Genomic DNA, 25378 nt, shown 5'->3' on the forward strand with positions numbered 1-25378 from the left:
CCGCAAGGCCCTTTTTTCATGACTGTTTTCAAAATTATGAAGATTCCCCACAAAATGTTCTCGTTTCAAAAAAAAGAAATTGATGCTGCCTTTGCAAAAGCCCGAATCGCGGGTAGATGCAACGGACTCAAACTTTTGCAAACCGCCATGCCAATTGAACCAGGCAGCGGCAAGCTCTTAATTATTGTGCCGGGAAAAACTGGCAAAGCACACGACCGCAACCTGGTCCGCCGGCGCCTTAAAAGTATCTTTTATGAAGAAGGTCTGTACCAAAAGCCAGTCCACGGAATTTTATTGGTTTACAAGCCAGCGTTGGACCTCAGCTTTGACCAGCTCAAAGATTTCTTGGTGAAATGCTATTCATGAAGCTGCACCATCGTTTTATTATTGCCTTTTTCGATCTAATCCGCCCTTTTTTTGGGTACATGAACGTCTGCTGCATTTATCCCTTTTCGTGCTCAGACTATGCCAAACTCACGCTCCAAGAAACATTCTTTCCTATCGCACTAATCAAAATTACCCTGCGCGTGCTCAGCTGCAATCCGCTGACGGCACTGGCATTGCGCCTTTTCAGTCGCTTTAACTAAAACTATTGCTGCGCAAAAGCACAAACGCCTATCCTTGAGGTAAATTAAATTTTGTTACCAAAGGAGTGTGCGCATGAAACGCTTAATACTTTTTTTGTTGTGTTTTCAAGCATCGATCATTTCCTGGGGGCCAGCAGCGCACGGCGCTGCCACCAACCCACTCGATCAGCTTAAAAGTGGCTTAACTGCACTTAAAAGTAAGTTGGGGCAATTGGGGGGTAGTTTGGCAAAGCTGGCCAAAAAATCAGCTCTTCATGCTGCGGCAAAAGCAGAAGAAGCAGCTAGAATTGCAGAAACAGCTGCTGCTGCAGACGCAATTCTCACCGCTGCTGCAACCGAAGAAACCAATAGAATTGCAGCTGAAGCTGCTTTAAACAACGTAATAGTCAATGCCTTTGCACAAAAATCTGAACAAGATCGCTTACAAGAATTTGTTGATACGCTTGATTTTGCAGATGCTCTATCATCGTATGGCAAAGAAGACTTTCGAACTTTCTACCTACTGCAAGGTATGATTGATTACATGACATCAAATCCTGCAGTAGTAAATACTATAATTAGTAGCCGAACATATAGTCATGATGAAGAGGTACGAATCAGTGCTGATGGATTAAATAAAATCACATATTCTCTCCTTAAAACAGCTTTAGAAAATCGACGCAACACTATATTTGAACCTGCTTGCGATAACAGCATAAAAACAGTTTTAACCAACAATCTTTTAAGTCTTTCTACTTTCGACAAATACCTCACTATAAACCGAAGCAACGTAACAAGTTGGTCAGCATTTTCAAATGACATGTTAAGAGAAATAAAACCGACAGACCAAAACAAGCTAGTAGAAAGATTTTTTAAACAACGAGAACACTTAATTAATGATGCAATCAAATCAAGTTTGGCAAAAGAACGAGTAAAAACAATAACCGCTCTTTTTGCGCTTTTAAAGGTTATTCATACTGAGGCTGGTTATGCAAAAATTCAAGTAAAAAAAGATGGCTTAGTTCGAAACATTTTTATTGTTCTGGTTAAAGCACTCATACACAAAGAAAATCAAGCCAAAATAACTACTCCATCGCTAGCACAGCACGGAAATGCGATTAATCAAGCTTTTAAAAATACCTTTATCGAATGTAAAAAAGAAGGCACAAAGTTTAAGTTGTACCTCAATATAGACCAAATCAATACAGAGCTAACTCGCATTGTAAATACTTACCCGCGTTTAAAAAATATGGGCATTATAGATAATCTCCAAATCAGCAACAAGAAAGCAAATTTGGAAATAGAAGCTTCGGCAAATGAACTTAATAAATTATCAGAGGCTTCATCTATAACTGGGCTTACAACAGACATCGCAAATTATAAAGATTTTCGAGGAACATGGGTAATTGAAGGTGGAAAAACTGGTGGAAGAACTTATGAAGATTTTCGTAAAAAAATAATGTCACATGTACTTAAAAAGATTTTTGATTTTTTAAACAAAAAAATTCCCGCACTATCAGAAAAAACTCACTTCACCTACTTCTTTGAACCAATTAAACACCGTGCAAAAAGAATCGCTGATTTTTCTAACCCAGCGTACCTCATGCAAAGTACTGACACTTCACGATTCCTTAATATTCCTGATTTTGCTACACAACAAGCACTGTTTAATCAACAAGTTGCAGACATTGTCCAAGTTTTTAGAGTTAATAAATTTGTTACAACGCAACTAAAAAACCCATTAACTATCGGCACTAAGACCTTTTCTAAAGATGTTTTTCTTGATGCAGTCTTTCAAAACTTTTTGACACCAATCCCACACTTTGATGCAAGTAAACCAATCCTTAACCAAATAATCAGTGATACATTTGGCTTCGTCATGCCAAAAACTAGTCTTGTCAAAACAATAGATTACCCATCTTCTACTGCACCAGTTTCACAAGATCTCTGTAAATGGCCACTCCTATTTGAATCAACAAAAAAGTTAATTCAAAACAGTATTCCTCGAGCAACCGATACCTTAAATATTATAAATTTGCATCTCATTGATAACCCACCCGTTGCAGCAGATTACAACCCACCAGCAGTAGTACTTGCTCCAGTGGCAGGAGGCGGAATACCCCTTGCACCAGGAGCAATTCCTCCACCGCCGCCTGTAGTTGCAACACCTGCCTTACCAACAGGAGAAACCTGGCTGATTCAAAAATTAAACGCAGCAAAAACAAATACCAGAATAACAGACATCGTACCACCAGCAACGGCACCTCTCATGCAAACTACAGCGATAAATACCATCATTAATGAAATCACATCAACACCACCAACCACAACACCAGTAGGCGGCACACCTACCGGAGGCGGAAGCGGAAGTACTGGATTTTGGGGAGGTCTTTTGGGACGCATTGGTCTTGGTGGGGGTTCCGGATCAACCGGAACTAGCTCTAGCTCTGGACCAACCTCTGGTCTCAAGCTAGAAGATGAAATCGCTCGAGCAAAACAAGAAATTGAAGATAAGGGAAAAATTTTCGATGAACCGCAATTCAAAAGTGATTGGCAAGATAGAATTGACAGCGGCAATACTCCTGACAAAGATTGGACAGATGATTGGATCGATTTTGCTACAAGTTGACATAATTGAATCGAGGGTAGGCCTTCAGCCTACCCTACCAACACGAACTCGATCCATATCATTCATAGTAAAATACTGAGCACACAGCTTGTTAAGCTGGTCAAGCTCAATTGTTTGTACTTGCTTAAGCGCTTTGTCGTAATAATCAAAGCCAAGACCAAAAGCTTCTAACGAACCAAGCAGCTCAGCAACCGCAGCGTTGTTTGAAACCGCATCAATCAATGATTTCAAATACAGCTGGCGCGCACCATCAAGCTCTACCTGCGTAATGCCATGGTGGCCCATTTCTTCAATCAATGAACGAATACCTTTTTCTGCCACTTCAAGTTTGTCCGGACTTAAAATAGCACCAACATAATCAAAGCCGGTGTCTTTGCTGGCGTTAGACGCCCAACCGCCAAAAGCGGTATAAAACAACCCAGATTGTTCACGCAATTTGAACAAGCGCGAACCAAGCGAATAAAAACCAATGTAGTTCAAAATCTTGAGCGGAATAAGGTCGGGGTGGTAAATAGTTACCGGCGATGGTCGGCCAAAGAGCAACACCACTTGATCGCGCACCATGCGGATATCGGAAACTTGGTTTGGTGTAAAATCAAGCGTTGGGCGCTGCACCGTAACTTCTTTTCCGGCAGGCATTTTTTCAAATACTGAACGGATGGTGGCTTCCATTGCTTGCATATCAAAATCACCAACCACCGTTAAAATCATATTTTCTGGCGACAGATATTCTTTGTGCAAGCGCGCAGCGTCGGCAACGGTCATTGCTTTAGCCATTTCAATCGCTTCATCAATCTGCCAACCAAATGGATGATTTTTGTAAATCATACTTTTAAGTTCGCGAATACCACGATCGGTAATTTCATCTTTGCTGCGCAAAAATGCATCAACCGCAATATTTTTTAGTTTTTCTAGCGCTTCGCTGGGAAACGTTGGATGCGTAAGCACATGCACAAAGCGTTCAAAAATTATGTCGGCATCGGCATTGAGCATAGAAAGTCCTGCGCCGGTGGCGCCAAAGCTGTAGCCCGCACCATGAAACTCAAAGAAGTCGACGTTGTCTTTTTTGGCAAAACCTTTGCTGCCTTCCATCAACATTTCCATCATCAAATCAAGCACCACGCCCTCGCGGGAGTTGGAAAGATAGAAAGATTCTTTGAACTTGCAGTTAACACTCAAGAGTGGCAAGTAATGGTTTTGATGCAACAAAACTTTAAGACCATTATTGAGCACCAACGTTTTGTGCGGCTTTGGAAAGGTAAAGTCGAGCATGCTTGGCTGAGCAAACGTTTCGGCCAGTTTTGGCCCTTCAATAGGCAGCGTGCGCTCATACTTTGCCAATAAATCTTCGTCCTGCTGGTCAGACTCTTTTTTAGCACGCTCACTCAATTTTTTGCACGCGTCCGGCATTGGGATCACTTCAATTTGATTAACCAAAATTGGATCTAAATACTGCGCAATAAACTTTTGAACGTCAGCCGATTCAATTTCAACAAATTTGTTTACGCGCTTAAACACGGCAAATTCATCGCCGGTGGCAAAAAATGAGGTCAACCATTCGTAGGTAAAGTTTTTAAATTGTTGCATACGTTGGAAAAAGCGTTTCGCTTGCGTTTTGGTAACATGCTCAAGCTCTTTGTCGTTAAAACCTTTATCTACTGCTTTTTTAAGCTCTTCACGAACAATGCGCAAGCACTCTTCACGCTTGCCGTTAACCGGCTCGAGCAAAATAGCAAAGACACCCTCTTCCATATATTTTTCAGCATAAACACCAATTGATGAAGCAACTTTGTGCTCGTCCACCAACGCACGGTGCATGCGGCTGCCCTCACCGCCGCCCAACAAATACGCCGCCATGCTCGACAACATTTCGTGCTCATCTTTTAGACCCGGAATACGCCAATAAAAACCAAGCTGCTCAGTGGCAATATCTTCAAACAGCGTTGTGTGCTGCGTGCTCAAATCGATTGGCAGGCGCGGAAACGAATGAATCTGCGCTTCGTGGTCTGCGGTAAGCGAACCAAACTGCTCATTAACTTCTTGAATTACTTCGTCAGGGTTAACATCACCAATCACAAACAGCGTTGCACGGTCTGGCGTGTAGTATTTTTTGTAAAAGGCTTTAAGTGTGTCGGACGACAAATTCATTAAATCGTCTTTGTAGCCGATAATTGGATAGTGGTACGGATGATTGGCTGGAAAGAGCACGCTGTTAATTTTTTCAAACATCATTGACCAGTAATCATCTTTATACATTTTTAATTCTTGCACCACTGCTTTAAGCTCTGAAGCAAGGTGCTGGTCGTCAAAACGTGCATTTTGCATACAGTCTGCCAAAACGCTCATAAACGGCTTCCAGTTATTTTTGTTCGATTCAAAATAATAACTGGTCACATCTTTTGAAGTAAACGCATTGTGTGAAACACCGTACTTACGGGCAATTTCGTCGATATCAGTTTCTGACATTTTTTGCGTGCCTTTAAAAATCATATGCTCAATTAAATGCGCCAGGCCACGCTCGCCGCCCTCTTCAACGTATGAACCCACGTTGTAAGCAATTTGCATGAGCACTTTTGGAATTGAATTATTTTTGAAAATAAGCAACGTCATGCCGTTTTCTAGCGTGTGCTTGGTAACACCCTCGGTCGAAATTAAAAAATTGGGGCGCGTGCGAAAAAATGATTGGCTCATGCCGCGCGAACGATACATGCGCAGCCAAACGAACAAAAAGCCAGCAACGCACACCAGCATAAAAGTAAACCCAAACAGCATTTTATACTTTGCAAAAAATTCCATGAAACTCCTTGGCAACTGAACGTTTTTTTCTTGTTTTAAAAGATCATGACAAGCGAACGAATCAAGAGTATACTAAATTCATCAATTAAGATGCAAATGGTAGTTTAAAACCTTAACGGCTTTGCAAAAATCATGAAAATTCTTATTGTCCGCGTTTCGGCAATTGGCGATGTGGTACACACACTGCCTGCATTTTTTCTCTTAAAAACCTGCCTTCCAGAAGCACAAATCAGTTGGGTTGTGCAAAACAAAGCGGTTAGCTTGTTGCGCGACCAACCTTTTTTAGACAAGCTCTGGGTACTGCCAGACAAGTTTTTGGCACCACGTAACTGGCAAGCAACTAAAAAAATTGTACACGAAATGCGTCAGACAAACTGGGACGCTATTATTGACTTTCAAGGTATTTTAAAAACGACTATCTTAATGCTGGGCCTAAAAGGCACTAAGTACGGCTTTGACTACCAAAACGCCCGCAGTGGCATGACGTCGTTTTTTACCAATAAACACACAGCCCCGGTTTATCAGAATATTATTCAAAAAAATTTGGCATTAGCATCGTCAGTTGTTGCCGACTTGAGCCAGGCAACCAGCTGCCCAACCGTTGACCAGCTGCATCAGCACTGCTCGCTGACTATCAAAGCAGAGCAACAAAACGTGGTTGATGAGTGGCTGGCCAAAAATACCATACAAAAATATATTCTTGTGGCTCCCAACACTACCTGGGCTTCAAAACACTGGCCGCTTGATCAATGGCAAAGGCTTCTTGAAATCTTTTCACATGAGCAGGCAACAACGTATCGCAACCACACCGTTATTTTGCTGGGCAAAGATTTTGGCGACCAAGCCGAAATGCTGGCAGCATTTTGCAAAGAACGTAATTTAACCATTGCACTTGCACCGAAATGGGATTTAATTACCACTAGCTACCTGATTGAAAAGGCACAGCTGCTTATTGCGCCAGACACCGGCTTGCTGCACATTGCCGACTTTTTTGGCACAAAGTCTATTGGCATTTTTGGACCAACCAACGCACAAAAGCACGGGCCATTTCTTATGAGCCAAAATCAGAAAAACGCAATTCAAGTTCCTTGTGCGCATTTTTACCAAAAAACTCATGGTGCTGAACAAAAAGATAGCAATGTGCAAGACTGCATGTATAAACTAACACCAGACCAAATACTGGAACGAGTACATGCAAACCTTTAGCACTTTGAATTTTTTTGCAAAGGAAGTAACTATGAAGCATATCATTCTTTTATTGTTAATTTTTTTAACATCGTACACGCAACCGGCTCGTGCTTATGCCCCAGCAGAAAGCACGACACTGGCAACGCTGAGCTTGGAAGAAGCAATAGAAATTGCGCACAAAAATAAACCCAGCCTGCAGGCTCTAGAACAACGTATTTATGTCAACAAAGTTGAAGAACGTAAAGCCTGGGCCGGCTACTACCCAACTGCCAATTTTTTAGGCGACCTTGCACAACAAAGCGGCCAACAAGTTTTACAAACAACAGCAATTGTACAAGGCCAACAGTTGGTTTATGATTTTTCTGGCCCACAAGCACAAGCAAAGCGAGCTCAAAAAAATACCGAAGCACAACGCTATTTTACCCAACAAAGTTATAACGATGTTCGTCTCGATGTTGCGCGAACTTTTTTAGAATGCTGGCGAATTCAGCAACAAAACGAAGCTATTCGAGCTCTCAACACCTCTTCTCAAGCGGTGTTTGATCAAGCAAGCCATCAAAATAAAGTCAATCTGCTCGACAAAAACGTTTTTTTAAAAAATGCGGAAGATTATGCAAACGATATTGCCACCGTACACGTTTATCACGACAATCTAGAAATTTTTCAACGCCGTCTTGAATTTTTGATGGGACAAGTAATTAACCTCAACATCTTACCGTCAGAAAAAACAAAAAGTTCTTTGGTACCCACTACCAAACTTGTATGGAATGATGATCACGAAATAAAACTTGAACCGGTAAATGTGTATCATGCATTGGCTATTGAAAATCATCCTGAAATTAAAGAACAACAAAAGAATATCGAATTTCAGCAAGAAGATGAAAAAATTGCACTCAACCAACATTTGCCAAGGTTTTTCTTGCACGGACAAACAGGCGCCACACGCAAAGACATCACCGGCTTTCGTAACTTTCACAGCTTTGGTTTACGAATGGACTGGGATATTTTTAACCTTCCCATCATTGACTATCAAGCAAAACAAGCCCGCGCTAGAAAACTTGAAGCCACTCTGCTCAAACAAGAAATTGAAAATCGGGTCCGTTCTGATGTTGAAACGGCCTATTACACCCTTGCCCTTGAAGCCAGCAGGCTGCGGGCAGAAAAGTTTCACTATGCTCGGGCTCGCAACGAATTTACGCTGCGCAAACAAGAAATGGATACCGGACTTATTTCGACAGTCGAGTTAAGCACAGCCAAAACCACCTGGGAAAATGCCCAAATAGCACTTATTAACCAAAAAGTTATCACTGAAGTGAGAAGGCAAGAATTGTTGCATAAATGTGGCTATTCTGAAAAAATAGTAGTATAATAATCCCTACCAAAAAGAGCTGCTTTTATTAATGGGTTATGCTTTTTTCTGTTTTGTTTCCTACCGTTTTTTCAGTCAATAAGTACAACAAGCCGCTAGCTATGTGGGGGAGTGGGTATGTTTTTAGTTGTTTTTATGCAGCTTTTGTATGGTTGCACGCTGACTATCAGCAAAATTTTAATCGGCTTTGCCAACCCTATTTTTGTTATAGCCATCCGCATGCTCATTGCCGGCGCACTCTTAACGGCTTACGCAACATTTGTTGGCCGCAAAAATAAAGTGACCATCGACGCCATGTCGCTCTTTTATATCGCACAAATTGGTGTAATTGGCATTTACCTGCCCTACGTACTGCGCTACTGGGCGCTCAGCTACCTGCCAGTTATTAAAGCCGCATTAATTTATAATCTTGCGCCATTTGTCTCGTATTTTTTTTCGTATTTATTTTTCAAAGAAAAAGCGACCACAAGAAAATGGTGCGGCCTGCTGATTGGCTTTGTCGCTATTATTCCGGTTTTAGTTGCTCGCAGTCAGGTTGAACAAGCAGCAGGCATTGGCTTTTTGTCGTGGCCAGAAATTGCCATGCTCGTTTCAGTCTCGTGCTTTAGTTATTGCTGGGTAGTTATGAAAAAACTAGTCATGCACACCGAGATTCCTGCACCACAATTTAACGGGCTAAACATGCTGATTGGTGGAACCTGCGCCATGGGGACTGCTCATTTTATTGGTGCACCAATGCACATCAACGAACCTTCAACGTTCTTTTTATGGCTCGGGCTCATTATCTTGGTCACCAATTTTATTTGCTACAATTTGTACGCATACTTACTCAAGCGCTATTCAGCAACTTTGCTTTCGCTTGCCGGCCTTCTTGCGCCTGTTTCAGCTGCAGTTACCAGCTGGATTTACTTTAACGAAGCAATTACGTGGGATGCTTATCTTTCAGGCTTTTTGGTAATGATTGGTTTCTTAGTCTTCTATTCTGAAGAGTTAAAGATCGCTCGTTCTCAACAGCAACAAAAAGACGAAGAAACCAAAGAATTTCAAGAAATATCAGAAGATTAATTTTATACGCACGGCAACGTAATGCCTTGTTGCTTCATATATTTTCCTTTTCGGTCGGCATACGAAACATCGCACGGCTGCTCAGCTTCAAAAAATATTACTTGCGCAATACCTTCAAAAGCATAAATCATGGCCGGAAGCGGCGTGGTATTGGAAATTTCTATAGTCACATGCCCTTCCCACTCAGGCTCAAATGGGGTTACATTAACAATAATGCCACAGCGCGCGTACGTCGATTTTCCTAAACAAATAGTAAGAACATTGCGCGGGATGCGAAAATATTCTACGGTACGGGCCAACGCAAACGAATTTGGCGGAATAATGCAAACATCGCGCTTTACCGCAACAAATGAATCTTCGGTAAAATTTTTTGGATCAATAATCGAGTTGTGAACGTTGGTAAAAATTTTAAATTCATCAGCAACACGTACGTCGTAGCCGTAACTTGACACGCCGTAACTTACTACTTTTTTCTCACCCTGCCCACGCACTTGCGCTTCGGCAAAAGGCTCTATCATTCTCTTTTCAATGGCCATCTTGCGAATCCAATAATCTGGCTTGATGCTCATAGCACTCCTTTTTTTACTGATATTGCATTAATGCTTTCCATGAAACTTTAAAATGCGGCTCTATTAACTCAGAAACACGCCGCGCGTAGTCTTGAATCTCTTTTTGTGCAGTCGCTTCATCGCGCAACTTTACCAAACGCGCGTAGGCAGCCAGGCTTCCTGTTTCAATAAATTCTGTATACGTTGACTGCGGCAAAATGATACGTGCTTGCTCGGGGCACACACCAATCGAAAGCAAATGATTGTAGTACTCAACAGCTTTTGCTACATGTTCATGCATGCCGGCAACTACAGCATCATTGTTTTCAATTGGCTCGCTGCTAGAACCTTGCTTAATATTTTTGTCGGCTTTTCGCAAAACATTGGGAATAAAAGCTTTTGGCTCGTACGCAACATAGCGCCGCGAAACTTCATTTCGCGCAAAGCCAACCACATGCTTAAACCATTGCCGCGCTACAAAAAGAGGCATAGAAAGGCGCAACCGAATGATGGGATGAAAAAATGGTGTTACGTGCTTGTGCTCTGCCAAAAAATTAATCAGCTTTTCATCACGTTCAGAAACTTTGTACGCAATAATTTCACCTTCTTGGTCAAGAATAGGCTCTTTGCACGATTCTTTGTTAAACGAAACGCGCGCGCCGTTGGCCACTAAAACATCGTCGCCAAAAACATCGAGCAACTCAACAAAGCCTATTCCATCTTCAAACATTAACTTATTACTCATGAATATACCATCCTGTGGTTAAAAGAATCTTTTGTTACCTGGGCACTCACACCTTATCAAAAAACAATTTCTGTTCAAGCTCTTTCGCTCATTGATTTTAACCCCCGCCCTTTGTATACTTCGTTAAACTTTGGTAAAAATAATAACTTTTTTTGGAGAGGGTTTTTTATGAAGACTTCGAGAGTTAAAAACACATCACTCGTTCTTTTTGGTATCCTTGCTCTTATCAGTTTTTTTGTGCCAATCAGCCCTATTTTGGGTTCATTTAAATTTACGTTAACGGGCGTAAGCACTGTTTTCCCACTCATTGGCGGTCTTGCAAGCATGCCATGCGCAGCACTGTTTATCATAACGTACGGCCTGTTTAAATGGTTCACCACCGTAACTATTACCACAACCGGCATTCCACTCTTTTTTGCAACTATGAACTGGAATATTCAAACACAAGCACTTACCAATAATTCACGCACCATAACACTGGCACGTTTATTTTTGCAAGTGGTAGTCCCCATGATCTGCATGGCGCTTTTTGTAGCACATCCTGTTGGCCGCCAAGCATTTGTGTATTCATGGTTCTGGCTTGTTCCAGTAGCTCTTTACACGCTGGAAAAATTAACTATTCGCAATGTCTTTTTTACCGCACTGAGTAGCACGTTTATTGCGCACGCTATTGGCACAATCCTGTGGATTTATATGGTACCCATGACTGCAGAACAATGGATTACGCTTATTCCGGTAACGTTGGCAGAACGACTGACCATGGCAGCAGCAAGTACCCTCCTGTTTGTAGCAATAAAAACTGCCAGCAGCTACTTGAACGCATTAATTGTCAAAAGCAGAGAAAATATCTAGGTTACTTTATTTAGGAAAGAGAGTTTTATGAAAAGATATATCGCGAGAGCTTTGTTGGTATTGGCTCTACAAACCGGTCTTTGTTATGCGAGCGAATCTCAAGATGCTATAAATGCATTACAAACTGTTGCAAGCACCGCTAACCTGCCTTACAGTCTCAATAACAAAATTGACCAAGCCGCAACATTTCACGAAGAAGAACTTGTTTCATTGATTGGCGAAGTATTTAACTTTGTTCCAAATACCAGCGAAAGTGCTCAAGAACTTGAAAAGGCCCAAGAAGTACTTCTTACCAAATTACGCAGCTACAAAGTAACCGGCTTCTCATTTTGTATTGATCCAAACTTTGCTTTCTTTGTAGAAACACAAAACCCAGAGTTCACCGTGCAGTACAAAAACCAATCGGGCGAAATAAAAATGCGTAATTACCAAGCAAAAATTAACACAATTGGTTTCAAAATTGAGGCTTCAATAAAGCTTGATCTTATTTTATTTGTAAATACTGACATGAATTTTTACGATTCAAACAAAGCAATTATCATTGGCAACGGTATTGATGCCAACCTTTCTCTTGGCCTTGGTGTTGGCATAACGTATGCCAGCTTTGCCAACATGGCTGGCGGCATGCTGATCTTGAGTATCCCACTCTTACTTGCAGGCCCAAGCTTAAGCTACGTTTCAGGTGGCAGCCTGACCCCTGCATAATTTAGCCTCGTTAAGCCAAAAAACGCATAAAATCACCTAAAAGAGCTGGATTAAACGGTCCGGCTCTTTTTTATTTCCCTTTTAAAAATATTTCTAATTGGGCACCTTTTAGGCCTTTGACGGCAGCTCCTGCATCATTCATAATAAAAGCTGTGATAAAGCTATGAAGCTTGGGGCTGTGGGGGCTTTTCTGCTTTTAGATAATAGTTGTTTGGCAGAATCATTTAGGGGATTTTTTATGAACAAAAGAACAATCGTTCTTGCGATTTTCTATTCATTGCAGGCAAGCTTGTGCTTGGCAGACCAATCATTTACTGAAGATGAAATTAAGAACATTGTTAAACAAACGATTAACGAAGTAGCACAATCTAAATACAACCCAGTTAAACCACAAACAAGCGACGACGCTGCTCAAAAAATTAGTGAACTTACGGCTTCACAATTGCGCGATTACAAGATTACTGGATGTGCCGTTGGCACCGGATTCAGCTGCGGACTAGGGCTTGGCCTAAAGAAAACAACATTCGACATGCTCTATAAAAACAACGAAGGATCACTTCTCAAACGAAGCTACACATCAGTTATACCATCTTTGGGCTTGAAATGTGAAATTTCCTACAATCTTGATTTCATTTTCTTTGTAAACACCGATACAAATTTTTACGACTCTAATAAAGAATTGCCATTAGATTTAGGCCTTAATTTCGGCGCAAACAACGGAACTACTTTCCTTCCAGGCATTAACATGACCTATGCACCCTTTTTAAACATGCTGGGCGGTATAATGATGGTAAGCATTCCAATCTTTTCTCTCAGCTTACCAATGTTTCAGTCCAATATTGTTAGTGGCAGTCTTTTTCCAAAAACTAACAATACCGAAATCATTGTCGTACAGAGCTAAACATCTTTTTAGCCTGCGCGGCCATTTCGCTATGATCAATTAAAGGAGCTGGGTATTTTATATCCAGCTCCTTTTCATATTTGTACCAGGCATGAATTTGTTTGGCAGTCAAATTTTTAAGCTCAGGCACCCACTGCTTAATATATTCAACCTGCGGATCATATTTCTTTTGCTGCAGCCACGGGTTAAAAATTCTAAAATAGGGCTGGGCATCGCAACCGGTTGAAGCTGACCACTGCCAATTGCCATTGTTAACTGCTGGATCATAATCAACAAGTTTTTGCGCAAAATACTTTTCTCCCCAACGCCAATCTAAATGCAAATCTTTTACCAAAAATGATGCTACCACCATGCGCACGCGGTTGTGCATAAATCCGGTCTGGTTCAACTCACGCATGCCGGCATCAACCAGCGGAAAACCGGTCATGCCGTTACACCAAGCTTCAAAGTTTTTTTTGCTTTTTGACCAAGCAATATGATTATACTTTTCACGAAACGCCTGTCCAAAAACGCGCGGAAAGTAAAAAGCAATGGTGGTAAAAAAATCTCGCCAATAAAGCTGTTTGAGCAAGAGCGACGAACGCCCAAGCGTACTGGCAATGGCATAAAAAACCTCGCGTGCCGAGCAAGTACCAAATTTTAAATGAGCCGACAAATGTGTTGTAGAAATAACCGGAATATCACGCGTTTTAGCATAATTTTTAAACTCATCAAATGTACGCAAAATTTTTAAACAAGCACCCCGCCCACCATGCACAATCACCTGCTTGCTCGATTTTATTGAGATCTTGTCTTCAGGGTTTTTGAAACTAGTTGCAATGGCGCCGGTAAAGTAATTTTTAAAGGTATTGCTGCGTGGCGCTTCAACTTTAACTACCGACATACGTTTGTAAAACGGCGTAAAGACCGTGTAGGGCTTACCATCTTTTTTTAAACTTTTTTCTGGCGCATGCAACAAAAGATCGGCAAAGCTATGAAACGCAACATCATGATCTTTGCACACACGCTCAAGAGCGTGATCACGCTTAATGCTAAACGGCGTATAATCTTGATTTACAAACACTGCATTAAGCTTAAGCTGCACGCATAATTTTTTAACAACATCTTCAGCGTGCCCATAAAAAAAGTACATTCGACCATGCTTGCTTTTTAGTTGATCTGCTAATTCTTTGAGCGACTCAACCATAAAACGAATAGCATTGTCGCTTTTGTACTCGTTATCGTCAACTTGGCGCGGATCAAAAATAAAACACGGAACAACCTCTTCAGATTGTTCCAGCGCTGCTAATAAACCGGTATTATCGTTTAAGCGCAAATCTCGCCGAAAAATAAAAAGCGAGCGCTCATACTGCTTGCTCATTTTTTACCGCCCAATGAACCCTCAAAAACAATATCAGCTAATGGCTTGCGATCAGAAGGTTCTTCACGCTCTTGCAACTCAGCAGGCAAATCTTCTTTTCTGCCCGGCTTGCCAAGCGCAATCATTGCCAACACTTCATAATCGGCAGGAATGCCAAGCTCTTGCTGCGCACGCGCGTAATCAAAGCCTTCCATACCGTGCGCTATCAAACCGCTTAAGCTTGCTTGCAGTGCAAGATTTGCCCAGGCAGCGCCAGCATCAAAAGCAAACGTGCGCGATGGTTTGCCGTTAAACTCAAATAACTTATGCCCAGCAACAACAACCAAAGCAGCTGCGTTATTGCACCACGATTGATTAAACGGCACGAGCAAATCGAAAAACTTTTGCCAATGTTGAGAATCTCTTGTTGCATAAATAAAGCGCCACGGCTGATTGTTGTACGACGATGGCGCCCACTTTGCCGCTTCAAAAAGCGACATTAACTCATTGTGCGTTAGCACCTCACCCGACATAGCACGAGGCGACCAGCGATTAAGAAACAAATTATTAATCGAATATTCTGAAACACGCTTACTCATCTTCTTCCCCTTTTTTATTATACTCACCTTTAAAAACTAATTCGTTAAGGGCTTTACGGCCCGAAGGATATTCGCGCAGCTGCATAAAATCTGGTAGTTGTTCTTTATTACCCGGTTGACCAAGCGCAAACATCACTTCAACGGTATAATTTTTTGCATCCAAAATTTGATATGTCTGCTCATAATCAAAACCTTCAATGGCATGCACCACCAAACCCAAGCACGAGCCCTGCAGAGCAAGAAACTGGCATGCAGCACCAGTCAATAATGAGTTATTAAGCTCTTCTTGCTCAGAAGAGCCCCGCTCAGAAAGCACCAACAACAAAATATGTGCCGGCTCGGCCCACATTTTATTAAACGGATCCAAGATATCAAAAAACTGCTGCCACTCAACTGAACCCTTTTTAGCATAAACAAAACGCCACGGATTGCGCTGTGCAAGACCCTGCGCTTGCTGCGCCGCCTGAAAGAGAGACATCAGCTGCTCGTCAGAAATTGGGTCGCTAGAAATAGCACGCGGCGACCAACGGTTTATAATGTGATGGTCTACTGGATATTCATTTTTTCTTGTTTTCATTAAAAGCCCTTGAATAGTTAAAGTCCAAGTTTAAAGTTGAACATTTTCGTTTGCAAGGCCTTAATGCAAAAAGGGTCGGATAAGCCGACCCTTTAAGTTTTTACTGCAATTTTTATAGAACTTTTTATTCAAGCGATGCGTCAACTGCTATTGGCGCTGGCGTAACCACAGGCGCTGGTGCAGCCTTGCTTGCCTGCAAACTAGCTAATTGAGCCTGATAATCTTTTAGTTTAGTTGCAAGGCGTGTGCTTCTTGCTTGTTGCAACGCTGCCAATTTTTTCTTAGCACTAGCAATGCGTGTCATTGTTTGCTTCTTCATGCTCTTATTAGTTTGTTTTTTGAATTTGGTCTGTAAAACGCTAATTTCTTTCTTGGTGTTGAAAATATCTTTGCGCTCTTGAATGGCGTGTTTTTGACTAGCAAGCTCTTTGGCTTGGTCAACTGTTCCACCCAAATCTGTTATTTGCTTTCTTGTATCTTTTATTTTCGTATGGACAAGAGCCAAAGCCTTTGTCTCGGCCGCAGTACTAGCTACTGCTGTTCCCGTTGTTACTGCTGGCTCTTCAGCCGCTACTTGAGCTGCTGGTTTTTTCACTACTTCAACTACCGCTTCTTCATCTTTTTCAGTAAGACCTGCAAGGCCCATATGATAAAGCTCACCTTCTGGTGTTAGCAGAAACACGGTGCCAGAAGCATTGGTAGCAACTTGGCTAAACCCAACAACTTCCTTACCATCACTGCTCTTCGCTTGTTCCCATTTTGCATTTTCATAACGCCACAGGTAGTTCATACCTTCGCGCTCTTCAATTGCCCACATGCTATCTTTATCAATAACAGCAAGACTGGTAATCTTTTTACCACTTAAAATCTTGTCCCACTTACCATTGTCAAGCACATAAACATCATGCAACGCATTTACTACCGCAACAGTGTTATCACTACCAGCGCTTACCAGTAATGAATCACCGGTAGATTGCAACTCAAAACCACCATCAGATTGTAACTGATAAAGAGCCTTGGTACTATCAACAGAAGCCCACACGTTATCACGGTCGCCAACGGCAATATGATCTAACTTAAGCCCTTGGTTGGCAGCTCCTAAATCTACACTAGCCCACATACCAGCCTTTAAGTCTGTTGTAGCAGATGGTGCAGAAGTAGTTGTTGTTGCCGCAGGTGTTGCCGTAACAACAGCTGGAGTCACTGCCGTAGTTGTTGCTGCAGGCGTTGCATCTTGCTCATCACTAACTGCTGCAACTGCTGCTTTGGCAGGAGTTTGTTTCTTTTTCTTAACTACTTTTTTCTTGCCTACGCGTCGGTGAACAGGCGCTTGCTTACCAGCCTGAGATCTTCTGCGTTCTCTCTTTGCACGCAGACTATCTTGAGACTGTGAATGCGCTGTCTTTGCCTTTACTTCACGTTTTTTACGTAAACTCTCTGGCAACTTTCTACCTTGAGCTCTTCGTTTTTTTACTACTTTAGGCTTTTCGCTCGGCGCTGCCTGCTCTGTTGTACCGGCATCTACCACAGTCGCGTCGGCAGTATCTTCAACCGCAGCCGCCGACCAAATGGCCTGCGTCATAGCGAGCATGACCAAGAGGCTTAGAGACCACCGTCCCATCTGTTTCTTATTCATTTTAGTCCTTTCATATTTTTAATCAGTATCCCTAATGCCCGTGTTACTTTTGAGTCTTATTTTTATTTCTTTGTTCTTTTAATGATTTTGCTTTTTTAAGTGGCTTACGTTTTGGAAGTGCATGACCTTTAGCTGCATGTCCTTTTTTCCCTGGCTTTTTGCGCGCAAGCTTATCTTTTTTCTTTTTTGCTTCTTTTTTGTTCTTTACTTTTCCGCGTGCTTCTTCTTTTTGTACAACCTTTTCTTCAAGAGCTTTAACATCAAGTGCCGGTTTTACTACCACAGTAGCAGGTACTGGAACTACCGGCCCTCTGTTTTCTCGTGGAGCAGGTAACATCTTTTGACCACTGCGAATGAAAGTATATACTTGACCTGAATCAGCAATAAGATGTACTACACCATCATCACCAACTTCAACGTCTTTTATTTTACCAAGGTCTTTACCATCTTGACCTTTAGCAGGAGCCGCAACCCAATTGTCGCCACTCAAGCTACCAGCTTCGCGATGATAAAGCTTACCGTCTTTATCAAGAGCCCATGCATCAAGTTGGTCTTGATAGCTACCAATTGTAACCTTAACAAATGGTTCCGATTCTTCTTTGGTAAATCCAGCAGGAACAATCAATTTTGGAGCAACTGGTCGAGCAGGACTAAAGGTTATATTCTTAAATTCGGCACGGCTTGCAAGGTCGCTGAAACCAACATAACGAACATCGGTTGCTGGCGTAGCATCTTTCCATTCTATAAAAGAACGCTTACCAACTTCTGTACCTTTACCGGCAGAAACTTTACCTTGCTCATCAAACATAACCCAATAATCATCCCACGCTTGGCCTTCAAGAGGAAGCCCACCGCTAACGTCGGCATCTTGGTTACCGGCTACGTCAGACGATACTTCAAATACTGATTTACCAGCGTCCATAATTGCAGACTTAGTATTACCAGCAAGACCTATTTGAACTTCATACGTAGGACCATTAGCAGGATTCATGGCAGCCGAAAGGGCAATTGCTATGCCTTCAAGAGCTCGCGCTTGGAACTTAACCCAGCCATAACCAGCTTCGGCAAACTTCCAATTTTCATGGTAAGCAGGCGTTCTTTGTTGATACAGCTCTGGAATGTAGGTAAAGGCTTGTGCACCAGCAGTTGTTTCAGCACCAACTGATTGAATAATTTCGATAGCAAACTTAGTTGTAGCTAAGTCTTGTGTTGCTGCGCGACCTTTGAGATCTTTACTCGTTGCCAAACGCTCAATATCAGACAACCCAGCTATAACACCACTCAAGTCTGCAGTCATGGCAATTCCTGACATAAGAGCAGCCGGAGAAAGAACGTTCAAGAAACCACCAGAAGCTTGATTATGCAACTGCACAACCCCAAGACTACCATCTTGCTCTGGAACAAGCGCCCAATGAACATCGGTGCTTTCATCTTTTTGGAATTCATCGCCAGTAAACGAAACTTCGTGAGTCTTTGGCGTTGCTTGCAAAATGCCACCAGCTGCTTGGTATGACTTAAAGCCAATCCAATTGCCAAGACGCATTACTACAAACTGACTCTTTGGATCTTTTGCATTTAAGCCGGTTGGCATTAAATGTTGTCCATCTTCTAAGCGAAGGTATCTGCCAGCATGTGCAGAACCGGCAACTTTAATTGCTACAACCGTACCAGCTTTCAAGCTTTGTAATGCAGCTGTGTCGCGCGGAGTAGGGACAACACCAGCAATATCCTTTTCAAGTTGAAGGCGTTGTTTTTCCTTATCTTCTTCGCTCAGCACTGGCGGAGTCACCACTGGCACTGGAGGAGTAGTTGCTCCCGGTGTTGCAGGAACCACTGGCACCACTGCAGGTTTTGGTTCTTCACGAACAATACCCGTGTCTTCAATAACTTCTACAATAAACTTCTCATTGTTGGTTCGATTTTGCGCAGGACTATTTTTCTTACCACGTGTCCAAACACGGCCTTTTGCCCAACTTGTTTTTTCACCAGGAATAGTTAAGAAACCGTCGGTTGCTTCGTTTTTAAATGTCCAATATTCACCATCTTGAACCGGTTGCCAATATTCCCATTGAAGGAAGTTTGCATTTTGGAATTGAACCGAATATTCTGGATTATTGTCACCAGCCTGAACAACTGGACTACTTTGCAAGTTAAATTTTGGATCCGTTAAGCGTTGGAAACCAACCCAATAACCCTTACGTAAAACTTTAAAGCGAGAGTTTTGATCTCCTGAATCTTGAACATTTGAAGACAAATATTTGCCATCAACAATATTGAGATATCTGCCTTTTCCTGAACCTTTTGGATGCGATCTGAGGGCAACAATGTTGCCTTCTTTAAACGGATATGCGTCAGTATCTATTGTTTGAGCTTGCTCCGTTGCCTGTGCCGCAACCGATTTTATAATTTCAATACTAAACGTTTCCCAACCCATTTTTTGAGCCGGCTGTGCTTTGCCTTCGCCCATTACACGTTGATCGCGCGTAAACAAGCGTCCATCGTTAGACCACTTATCGCTCTTAGGATCGCGCACGCTCAAGTAGCCGCCAGTTTCTAAATTCTTAAACCAAACTTGTTTTTTCAAGCTACCGGTTACTTCAATCATCCAATGAGCAGGATTTGCTTGTGCATCGTCAAAATTCTTATTTTCAAAACTAACTTCAAATGTATCTTTTACACTTTGCAAGTTATTTTGTGGCGCAGCAACTTGCTGTAAACCAAAGAAGTGGCCTGAACGCAATACTTTAAACTGCGCATTTTCATCAGCTTTAACTTTTTTAATACTATCGTGAACTGGCTTAAGATATTTGCCATCAACAACGGCTATAAACTTCCCTTTACCAGGACCCTTTTTGTTTGTTTTTATAGCAATGACAGTACCTTCAGGAAGTGCATTCAAGATATCCCTGTTGCGAGCCCATTCAGCTTCACGCTTAGCTCGTTCTTTTTCCAGGTTTACCATGGTGCCGGACCAGAAACCTTTTACTTTATCTTTCAGGTCACCTAGGATCGATCCCTTACCGTTGTCTTTTTTATCATCTTTATTGTCTTTATCTTTATCCTTGTCATCTTTATTTTTGTCGTCTTTATTGTCTTTATCTTTATCTTTATCTTTATTTTTGTCGTCTTTATTTTTGTCGTCTTTATTATCTTTGTCTTTGTCTTTATCTGCTTTTTTATCTTCTTTTTCTTGCTTCTTCTTTTCTTGCTCTTCTTTCTTACGAGCCTGTTCTTCTTCTTTTTGACGCTTTTGTTCTTCTTTTTTCTTTTCTTGCTCTTCTTTTTTGCGGGCTTGTTCTTCTTTCTTCCGAGCTTGTTCTTCTTCTTTTTGACGCTTTTGTTCTTCTTTCTTGCGCGCTTGCTCTTCCTTCTTCTGCTCTTTGGTTGACTTTGTATCGTTGCCACTACCAGCAGCACTAACATTAGTAACGCCAAGGCCTGCTAAAAGAATGAGAAGGCCTAGAAAAAGCCCCCATCCTTTATTTCTCTTCATCATACTCATAAGAACTCCTTGTTTTTAGTTAACACACTTTTTGCCGTATTAATTTCAGCAAGAAAATATTTTTCCTATGTTTAGTGTAACATTTTTCCTATTTGCCGAGTCAACAAAAAAAATTTTTATCAGCAAAAAAATGCTTCCCTATCTAAAATTACGGCCATTTCTTGCAAAAAATGCTCTCTTTTTATAGAAAATTTAAAAATATAAATAGAAATAAAACTCAATGAGTTGACAACAAACCAACTGGGGAAAAACCAAGAAGGGCCCGCTTCGCAAATTATGCGAAGCGGGCCCTTCTTTTATAAATCTAAAGTTTTAACGCGAAGAGCTACTCAAGCTCACTTTCAGGAAGTTTATCTACATGATGCGCACCAACACGAGCTTCTTGTCGTTCTCGTGCGAGTTGTTCTTTTCTTTCTCGAGCTTCTCGAGCATCTCTTTGTGCTACTTCTCTTCTTTCAATCTCTTCTCTTTTTAATTGCTCATGTCTCTCACGCGCTTCTCGTTCATCTCTTTCCCGCGTTTCGCGTCGTTCTCTTTCTTCTTGTGTTTCTGGCTTTGCAGGCATCACATGCTCACGACCTCTGTCATGTTCATGCTCAAGGCCCATATGCTCATGAGCCTTATCTTCATGATGCCATTCTTCATGTTCTGGGCCATGACCAAAAGATCCATGCTCATGCTCAAGGCCCATATGCTCATGAACTTTATCTTCATGACCAAAACCTACATGAGCAACATTGTGTCCCTCTTCACGACCATGCCTATCTTCTCCAAAATCTTCTTCTTCAAAATCTTTCTCTGGCCCAACATGTCTATCTCGACCTTCATGGCCTTTTTCTTCGTGCTTACCTTGACCCCAATGGGTTTGAAGGTGCCCTTTTCCCTGGTACCTAAGACCTTGAGCCTTACGCGCGGCTTCTTCTCTTTGAAGCTTTTTTTCGCTGGCATGTCTAGGCTTTTTAGGATGATGCGCCTTGCCATGATGTTTCTTATGCTTTTTTGGATGCTTTTCGGCGGATACTCTTTTTGTTCTTTTTTGCTGATGAGCAGGCTTCACACTTGCTGATGACCTTTTTGCAACGGTAGCAACAGGGACCGAGGCAACGTGACTAACCGGAGCCACATCAGCGCTATCATCACTGGCACTATCATCGCTAACATCAAGACTCACCTCTTCTTCATCGACAAAAGCATCATCGGCAGCTGCATTAAGACCAGCCCCAAAACCTGCCAAAAGAATAAGGAAGCTTAAAAAAAGCCCCCAGTTTTTAGATCTCTTCATTATATTCATAAGAACTCCCCTTTTGTTAACCTACTTTTCAAACAATTCAAATAGAAAACCTACTTACACAAAGCGTAACATTTTTCTATAATTGTTTTCAAGTAGAAAATGTTTCAAGTGTGGAAACGATACATTTTATTCGAAATATGACCGTTTTTATAGAAAAATCAGCCTATTTTGGATCATTAGCTCGGGGAAAAAACTAGAAAATTTGTTGACACAAAGCCTTTACACTCTCAAACGTTTGGCAAACAAGCGCCTCGCTTTTACTAAACCAGCGGGCCTCACGGACTTCTTGCAAGGCCGGAACAAGATTTTGTTCGGCTGCTTGCATCAGATAAATGAAGTCTACGTGCATATGTTCGTCTTGTTTGGGCGAAGCAGGAATCCGCTCATGCAAAATACAGTACGGTACCGGCAAGGGTTGCTCGCCCTGACTTGCCAGCACCAGCGGCCTGCCACTACACAGAACGGCAGCTTTCACGCCAGTCTCTTCAAAAACCTCACGAGCCACCGCTTCGTGTGGCAACTCGTTTGGCTCAAGATGCCCACCAGGGGGCATCCATTTACCAAATTTACGATGAAAGATCAGTAGAATTTTATCTTTTTGTTCGTTCAGAACAAGACCTGTCGCTACAAATTCATTTTTCATCATTTTTAGCTTTCTCTTGTCTACTCACCCTTTTTCAGACTAATATCTTCTTATTTTTCATCTTTTAATAAAAGACTATCAAACATAACGCTCAAAAAATCCTCGAACTTTTCATTGGCAATTGCTTGAGCAAGTTCTTCAAGAACTTCAGCAATAATTTTCTCAGTTTCTTCTTTAACTACTTCTTCAATCAAATCATCGGCAACAGTTTCTATTGCTCTTTCAAACAATTCTTCCCAATTTTCAAGAAAATTTTTAATGTACTCGTTAGAGGTAAAGGCAACAGGCAACTGCCCAAAAACATCAACTGCCTGGCGATCAGCACCCGCCAACAACAAGGCAATTACCGAACGGTCATCATTTTTATGCGCAGCATAATGTAAGGCAGCTCTTTTGGCACAATCAACAAGATTTACCTTGGCACCCGAAGCAATAAAGAGATTAACTTTTTGATAATCACCAAATTCAGCAGCCAGCATTAACGGTGTTTTACCATCGCGATCTTGATCATCAACCGACAAGCCTTTGGATTTAAGCAACTCTACCATTGCTTTTGTTTGTGCCCAATGCATGGCCGTACGCCCCCAGCGCCAATCTTTAGATTCAGTAAGAATCCCCAATTGAGCAAGCTCTTCAACACCCTTCAAATCATCTTTCATAACAAGCCTAATCGCTAACGGCAAACTAAATTCGTCGTTAGGCGTTGCATAAACATGCGCCGCGGTAGGAGCCCCGCCAAGCCCATCAGCCTGCGCAACAACAAGGCAAGAACTCAGAGAAAAAGCAAAAAGAAAAGTACTACTTTTTTTATACCTACTATCCATACATAATTCCTTAAATATATCTGTGTGTTATAACCAAGATCGAGCGGGTCACAAAAAGTACCATAACCACATAATTTTCGCAAGGTTTTTACATTGTTTTTTCTTCATAAATCTGCTAAAACTAAAACTATAAATAAGGCATCTTTTATGTTTAAAAAAGCCTGGAGTCATTTATGACAATGCGCACCAAAATAAAAAATATATCAGAAAAAAACATTGGCACCACTCTTGTGGTCAAAGGTTGGATCCGCACCACCCGCGCCCAAAAGACTTTCTCTTTTATTGCCGTTAACGACGGCTCAACCCTTGCCCCGCTACAAGTTATTGCAGATTCGTCAACAAAAAATTACGATGCTTTGCTCAGCAAACTTTCAGTTGGTGCTGCTCTTATGGTTGAAGGCACACTCGTTGCCAGCCAAGGTGGCAAGCAGGCTTACGAGCTTAAAGCAACCACACTCGAGCTAATTGGCGAATGTGACCCAGAAACCTACCCGCTGCAAAAAAAGCAACACACCTTCGAATTTTTACGCACTATTGCACATTTGCGCCCACGCACCAACACCATTGGCGCGGTAGCTCGCGTGCGCAATGCACTATCGTTTGCTACACATAAATTTTTTCAAGAACAGGGTTTTTTGTACGTTCACACGCCCATTATCACGCAATCTGATTGTGAAGGCGCTGGGCAAATGTTTCAAGTGACCACACTTGATTTAAACAAGCTACCAAAAAATGATAAAGGCACACCAGACTTTTCACAAGATTTCTTTGGCCGCCAAGCGTATTTAACCGTTTCGGGCCAACTTAACGGCGAGGCGTATGCCTGTTCACTTTCAGATATTTATACCTTTGGCCCAACCTTTCGTGCTGAAAATTCTAACACCAGCAGACACTTGGCCGAATTTTGGATGATTGAGCCCGAGATGGCTTTTGCCACACTCAAAGATGATATGGCATGTGCGCAAAATTATATTAAATATTGCCTGCGCTACGCGCTTGATAACTGCCAAGAAGATTTAGAATTCTTTAACAGTTTTATCGACAAAGGTCTTCTTGAGCGCCTTGAACACGTGGTTAACAGTTCGTTTGAACATATTCCGTACACACAAGCAATTGAGCTGGTTCAAAAAGCAAACAAGAAATTTGATTATCAAGTAACGTGGGGCTCAGATCTGCAAACCGAGCATGAGCGCTATCTGGCAGAAGAATATTGCAAAAAGCCGGTCATAGTAACCGACTATCCAAAAGATATTAAATCTTTTTATATGCGCTTGAATGACGATAACAAAACCGTTGCCGCCATGGACGTTTTGGTGCCCGGCGTTGGCGAGCTGATTGGTGGCAGTCAGCGTGAAGAGCGACTTGATGTCTTAAAACAACGCATGGTCGAATGCAACATTAACGCTGATGATTATTGGTGGTACATGGAACTGCGCACCTTTGGCAGCATTCCGCATGCGGGCTTTGGACTTGGTTTTGAGCGCTTAGTACAGTTTACCACCGGCATGGAAAATATCAGAGACGTTATTCCGTTCCCTCGCTCTCCAAAAAATCTTTTGTTCTAAATCTGCAAAACAAAAAGGGGCAACAGCAATTACGTTGT

At 41.9% G+C, this 25378-nt stretch carries 21 protein-coding genes; 10 read left to right on the forward strand and 11 right to left on the reverse strand.

Annotation, left to right across the window (positions count from 1 at the left end; genetic code table 11):
* The first annotated feature begins 18 nt into the window (after positions 1-18).
* The 3 genes from K2W90_05585 (at position 19) to K2W90_05595 (ending at position 3195) form a co-directional block, all read left to right on the forward strand.
* The gene (locus K2W90_05585) at positions 19-366 is read left to right on the forward strand and encodes a ribonuclease P protein component (protein MBY0353807.1); all 348 of its coding nucleotides are present in this window, start codon (positions 19-21) and stop codon (positions 364-366) included.
* Positions 363-587 (forward strand): membrane protein insertion efficiency factor YidD, encoded by a 225-nt coding sequence (gene yidD, locus K2W90_05590; protein MBY0353808.1) that lies wholly within the window; start codon positions 363-365, stop codon positions 585-587. The genes K2W90_05585 and yidD overlap by 4 nt, the downstream gene beginning before the upstream one ends.
* A gap of 223 nt (positions 588-810) precedes the next feature.
* Positions 811-3195 carry a hypothetical protein gene (locus K2W90_05595; GenBank protein MBY0353809.1) on the forward strand — a complete coding sequence of 795 codons (2385 nt, stop codon included), beginning with the start codon at positions 811-813 and terminating at the stop codon, positions 3193-3195.
* Between the two features lie 24 nt (positions 3196-3219).
* On the opposite strand, the gene K2W90_05600 is transcribed toward K2W90_05595, so the two are convergent.
* Positions 3220-5991 carry an insulinase family protein gene (locus K2W90_05600; protein MBY0353810.1) on the reverse strand — a complete coding sequence of 924 codons (2772 nt, stop codon included), beginning with the start codon at positions 5989-5991 and terminating at the stop codon, positions 3220-3222.
* 132 nt (positions 5992-6123) lie between these two features.
* Here K2W90_05600 and K2W90_05605 point away from each other — a divergent pair, with 132 nt between their 5' ends.
* The 3 genes from K2W90_05605 (at position 6124) to K2W90_05615 (ending at position 9613) form a co-directional block, all read left to right on the forward strand.
* Positions 6124-7197 carry a glycosyltransferase family 9 protein gene (locus K2W90_05605; protein MBY0353811.1) on the forward strand — a complete coding sequence of 358 codons (1074 nt, stop codon included), beginning with the start codon at positions 6124-6126 and terminating at the stop codon, positions 7195-7197.
* 31 nt (positions 7198-7228) lie between these two features.
* The gene (locus K2W90_05610; protein ID MBY0353812.1) at positions 7229-8548 is read left to right on the forward strand and encodes a TolC family protein; all 1320 of its coding nucleotides are present in this window, start codon (positions 7229-7231) and stop codon (positions 8546-8548) included.
* 117 nt (positions 8549-8665) lie between these two features.
* A complete protein-coding gene (locus K2W90_05615) occupies positions 8666-9613 on the forward strand; it encodes a DMT family transporter (protein ID MBY0353813.1) in 948 nt (315 codons plus the stop codon).
* 2 nt (positions 9614-9615) lie between these two features.
* On the opposite strand, the gene dcd is transcribed toward K2W90_05615, so the two are convergent.
* Together dcd and thyX are read right to left on the reverse strand one after the other, a co-directional pair.
* Positions 9616-10182 carry a dCTP deaminase gene (gene dcd, locus K2W90_05620; GenBank protein MBY0353814.1) on the reverse strand — a complete coding sequence of 189 codons (567 nt, stop codon included), beginning with the start codon at positions 10180-10182 and terminating at the stop codon, positions 9616-9618.
* 13 nt (positions 10183-10195) lie between these two features.
* Positions 10196-10906, reverse strand: a complete 711-nt coding sequence (thyX, locus tag K2W90_05625; protein MBY0353815.1) for an FAD-dependent thymidylate synthase — start codon at positions 10904-10906, stop codon at positions 10196-10198.
* A 168-nt stretch (positions 10907-11074) separates the two neighbouring features.
* Between thyX and K2W90_05630 the strand changes: the two genes are divergently transcribed.
* The 3 genes from K2W90_05630 to K2W90_05640 all read left to right on the forward strand — a co-directional run bounded on the left by K2W90_05630 (position 11075) and on the right by K2W90_05640 (position 13364).
* A complete protein-coding gene (locus K2W90_05630; protein MBY0353816.1) occupies positions 11075-11758 on the forward strand; it encodes a hypothetical protein in 684 nt (227 codons plus the stop codon).
* 27 nt (positions 11759-11785) lie between these two features.
* The gene (locus tag K2W90_05635; protein MBY0353817.1) at positions 11786-12463 is read left to right on the forward strand and encodes a hypothetical protein; all 678 of its coding nucleotides are present in this window, start codon (positions 11786-11788) and stop codon (positions 12461-12463) included.
* Positions 12464-12701: 238 nt separating this feature from the next.
* Complete coding sequence (locus K2W90_05640) at positions 12702-13364, forward strand: hypothetical protein (GenBank protein MBY0353818.1); 663 nt, start codon at positions 12702-12704, stop codon at positions 13362-13364.
* On the opposite strand, the gene K2W90_05645 is transcribed toward K2W90_05640, so the two are convergent.
* The 8 genes from K2W90_05645 to K2W90_05680 form a co-directional block, all read right to left on the reverse strand.
* On the reverse strand, positions 13345-14724 hold the full coding sequence (locus K2W90_05645) for a DNA photolyase family protein (GenBank protein MBY0353819.1): 1380 nt from the start codon (positions 14722-14724) through the stop codon (positions 13345-13347). The genes K2W90_05640 and K2W90_05645 overlap by 20 nt on opposite strands.
* Positions 14721-15302, reverse strand: coding sequence for a nitroreductase family protein (locus tag K2W90_05650; protein ID MBY0353820.1), 582 nt, complete (start codon positions 15300-15302; stop codon positions 14721-14723). The genes K2W90_05645 and K2W90_05650 overlap by 4 nt, the downstream gene beginning before the upstream one ends.
* Positions 15295-15879 carry a nitroreductase family protein gene (locus K2W90_05655; protein MBY0353821.1) on the reverse strand — a complete coding sequence of 195 codons (585 nt, stop codon included), beginning with the start codon at positions 15877-15879 and terminating at the stop codon, positions 15295-15297. Before K2W90_05655 ends, K2W90_05650 begins: the two co-directional genes overlap by 8 nt.
* Positions 15880-16003: 124 nt before the next feature.
* Complete coding sequence (locus K2W90_05660) at positions 16004-17515, reverse strand: hypothetical protein (protein ID MBY0353822.1); 1512 nt, start codon at positions 17513-17515, stop codon at positions 16004-16006.
* Positions 17516-17558: 43 nt separating this feature from the next.
* Positions 17559-21017: a hypothetical protein gene (locus tag K2W90_05665; protein ID MBY0353823.1), complete on the reverse strand. Its 3459-nt coding sequence runs from the start codon at positions 21015-21017 to the stop codon at positions 17559-17561.
* 325 nt (positions 21018-21342) lie between these two features.
* On the reverse strand, positions 21343-22308 hold the full coding sequence (locus K2W90_05670; protein ID MBY0353824.1) for a hypothetical protein: 966 nt from the start codon (positions 22306-22308) through the stop codon (positions 21343-21345).
* A 193-nt stretch (positions 22309-22501) separates the two neighbouring features.
* Positions 22502-22954, reverse strand: coding sequence for an NUDIX domain-containing protein (locus K2W90_05675; GenBank protein MBY0353825.1), 453 nt, complete (start codon positions 22952-22954; stop codon positions 22502-22504).
* 47 nt (positions 22955-23001) lie between these two features.
* A complete protein-coding gene (locus K2W90_05680) occupies positions 23002-23775 on the reverse strand; it encodes an ankyrin repeat domain-containing protein (protein MBY0353826.1) in 774 nt (257 codons plus the stop codon).
* Between the two features lie 179 nt (positions 23776-23954).
* Here K2W90_05680 and asnS point away from each other — a divergent pair, with 179 nt between their 5' ends.
* Positions 23955-25340 (forward strand): asparagine--tRNA ligase, encoded by a 1386-nt coding sequence (gene asnS, locus K2W90_05685; GenBank protein ID MBY0353827.1) that lies wholly within the window; start codon positions 23955-23957, stop codon positions 25338-25340.
* Positions 25341-25378 lie beyond the last annotated feature (38 nt).

It is taken from the genome of Candidatus Babeliales bacterium, assembly GCA_019749895.1.
In the GTDB taxonomy this organism is placed as follows: Bacteria; Babelota; Babeliae; order Babelales; family RVW-14; genus AaIE-18.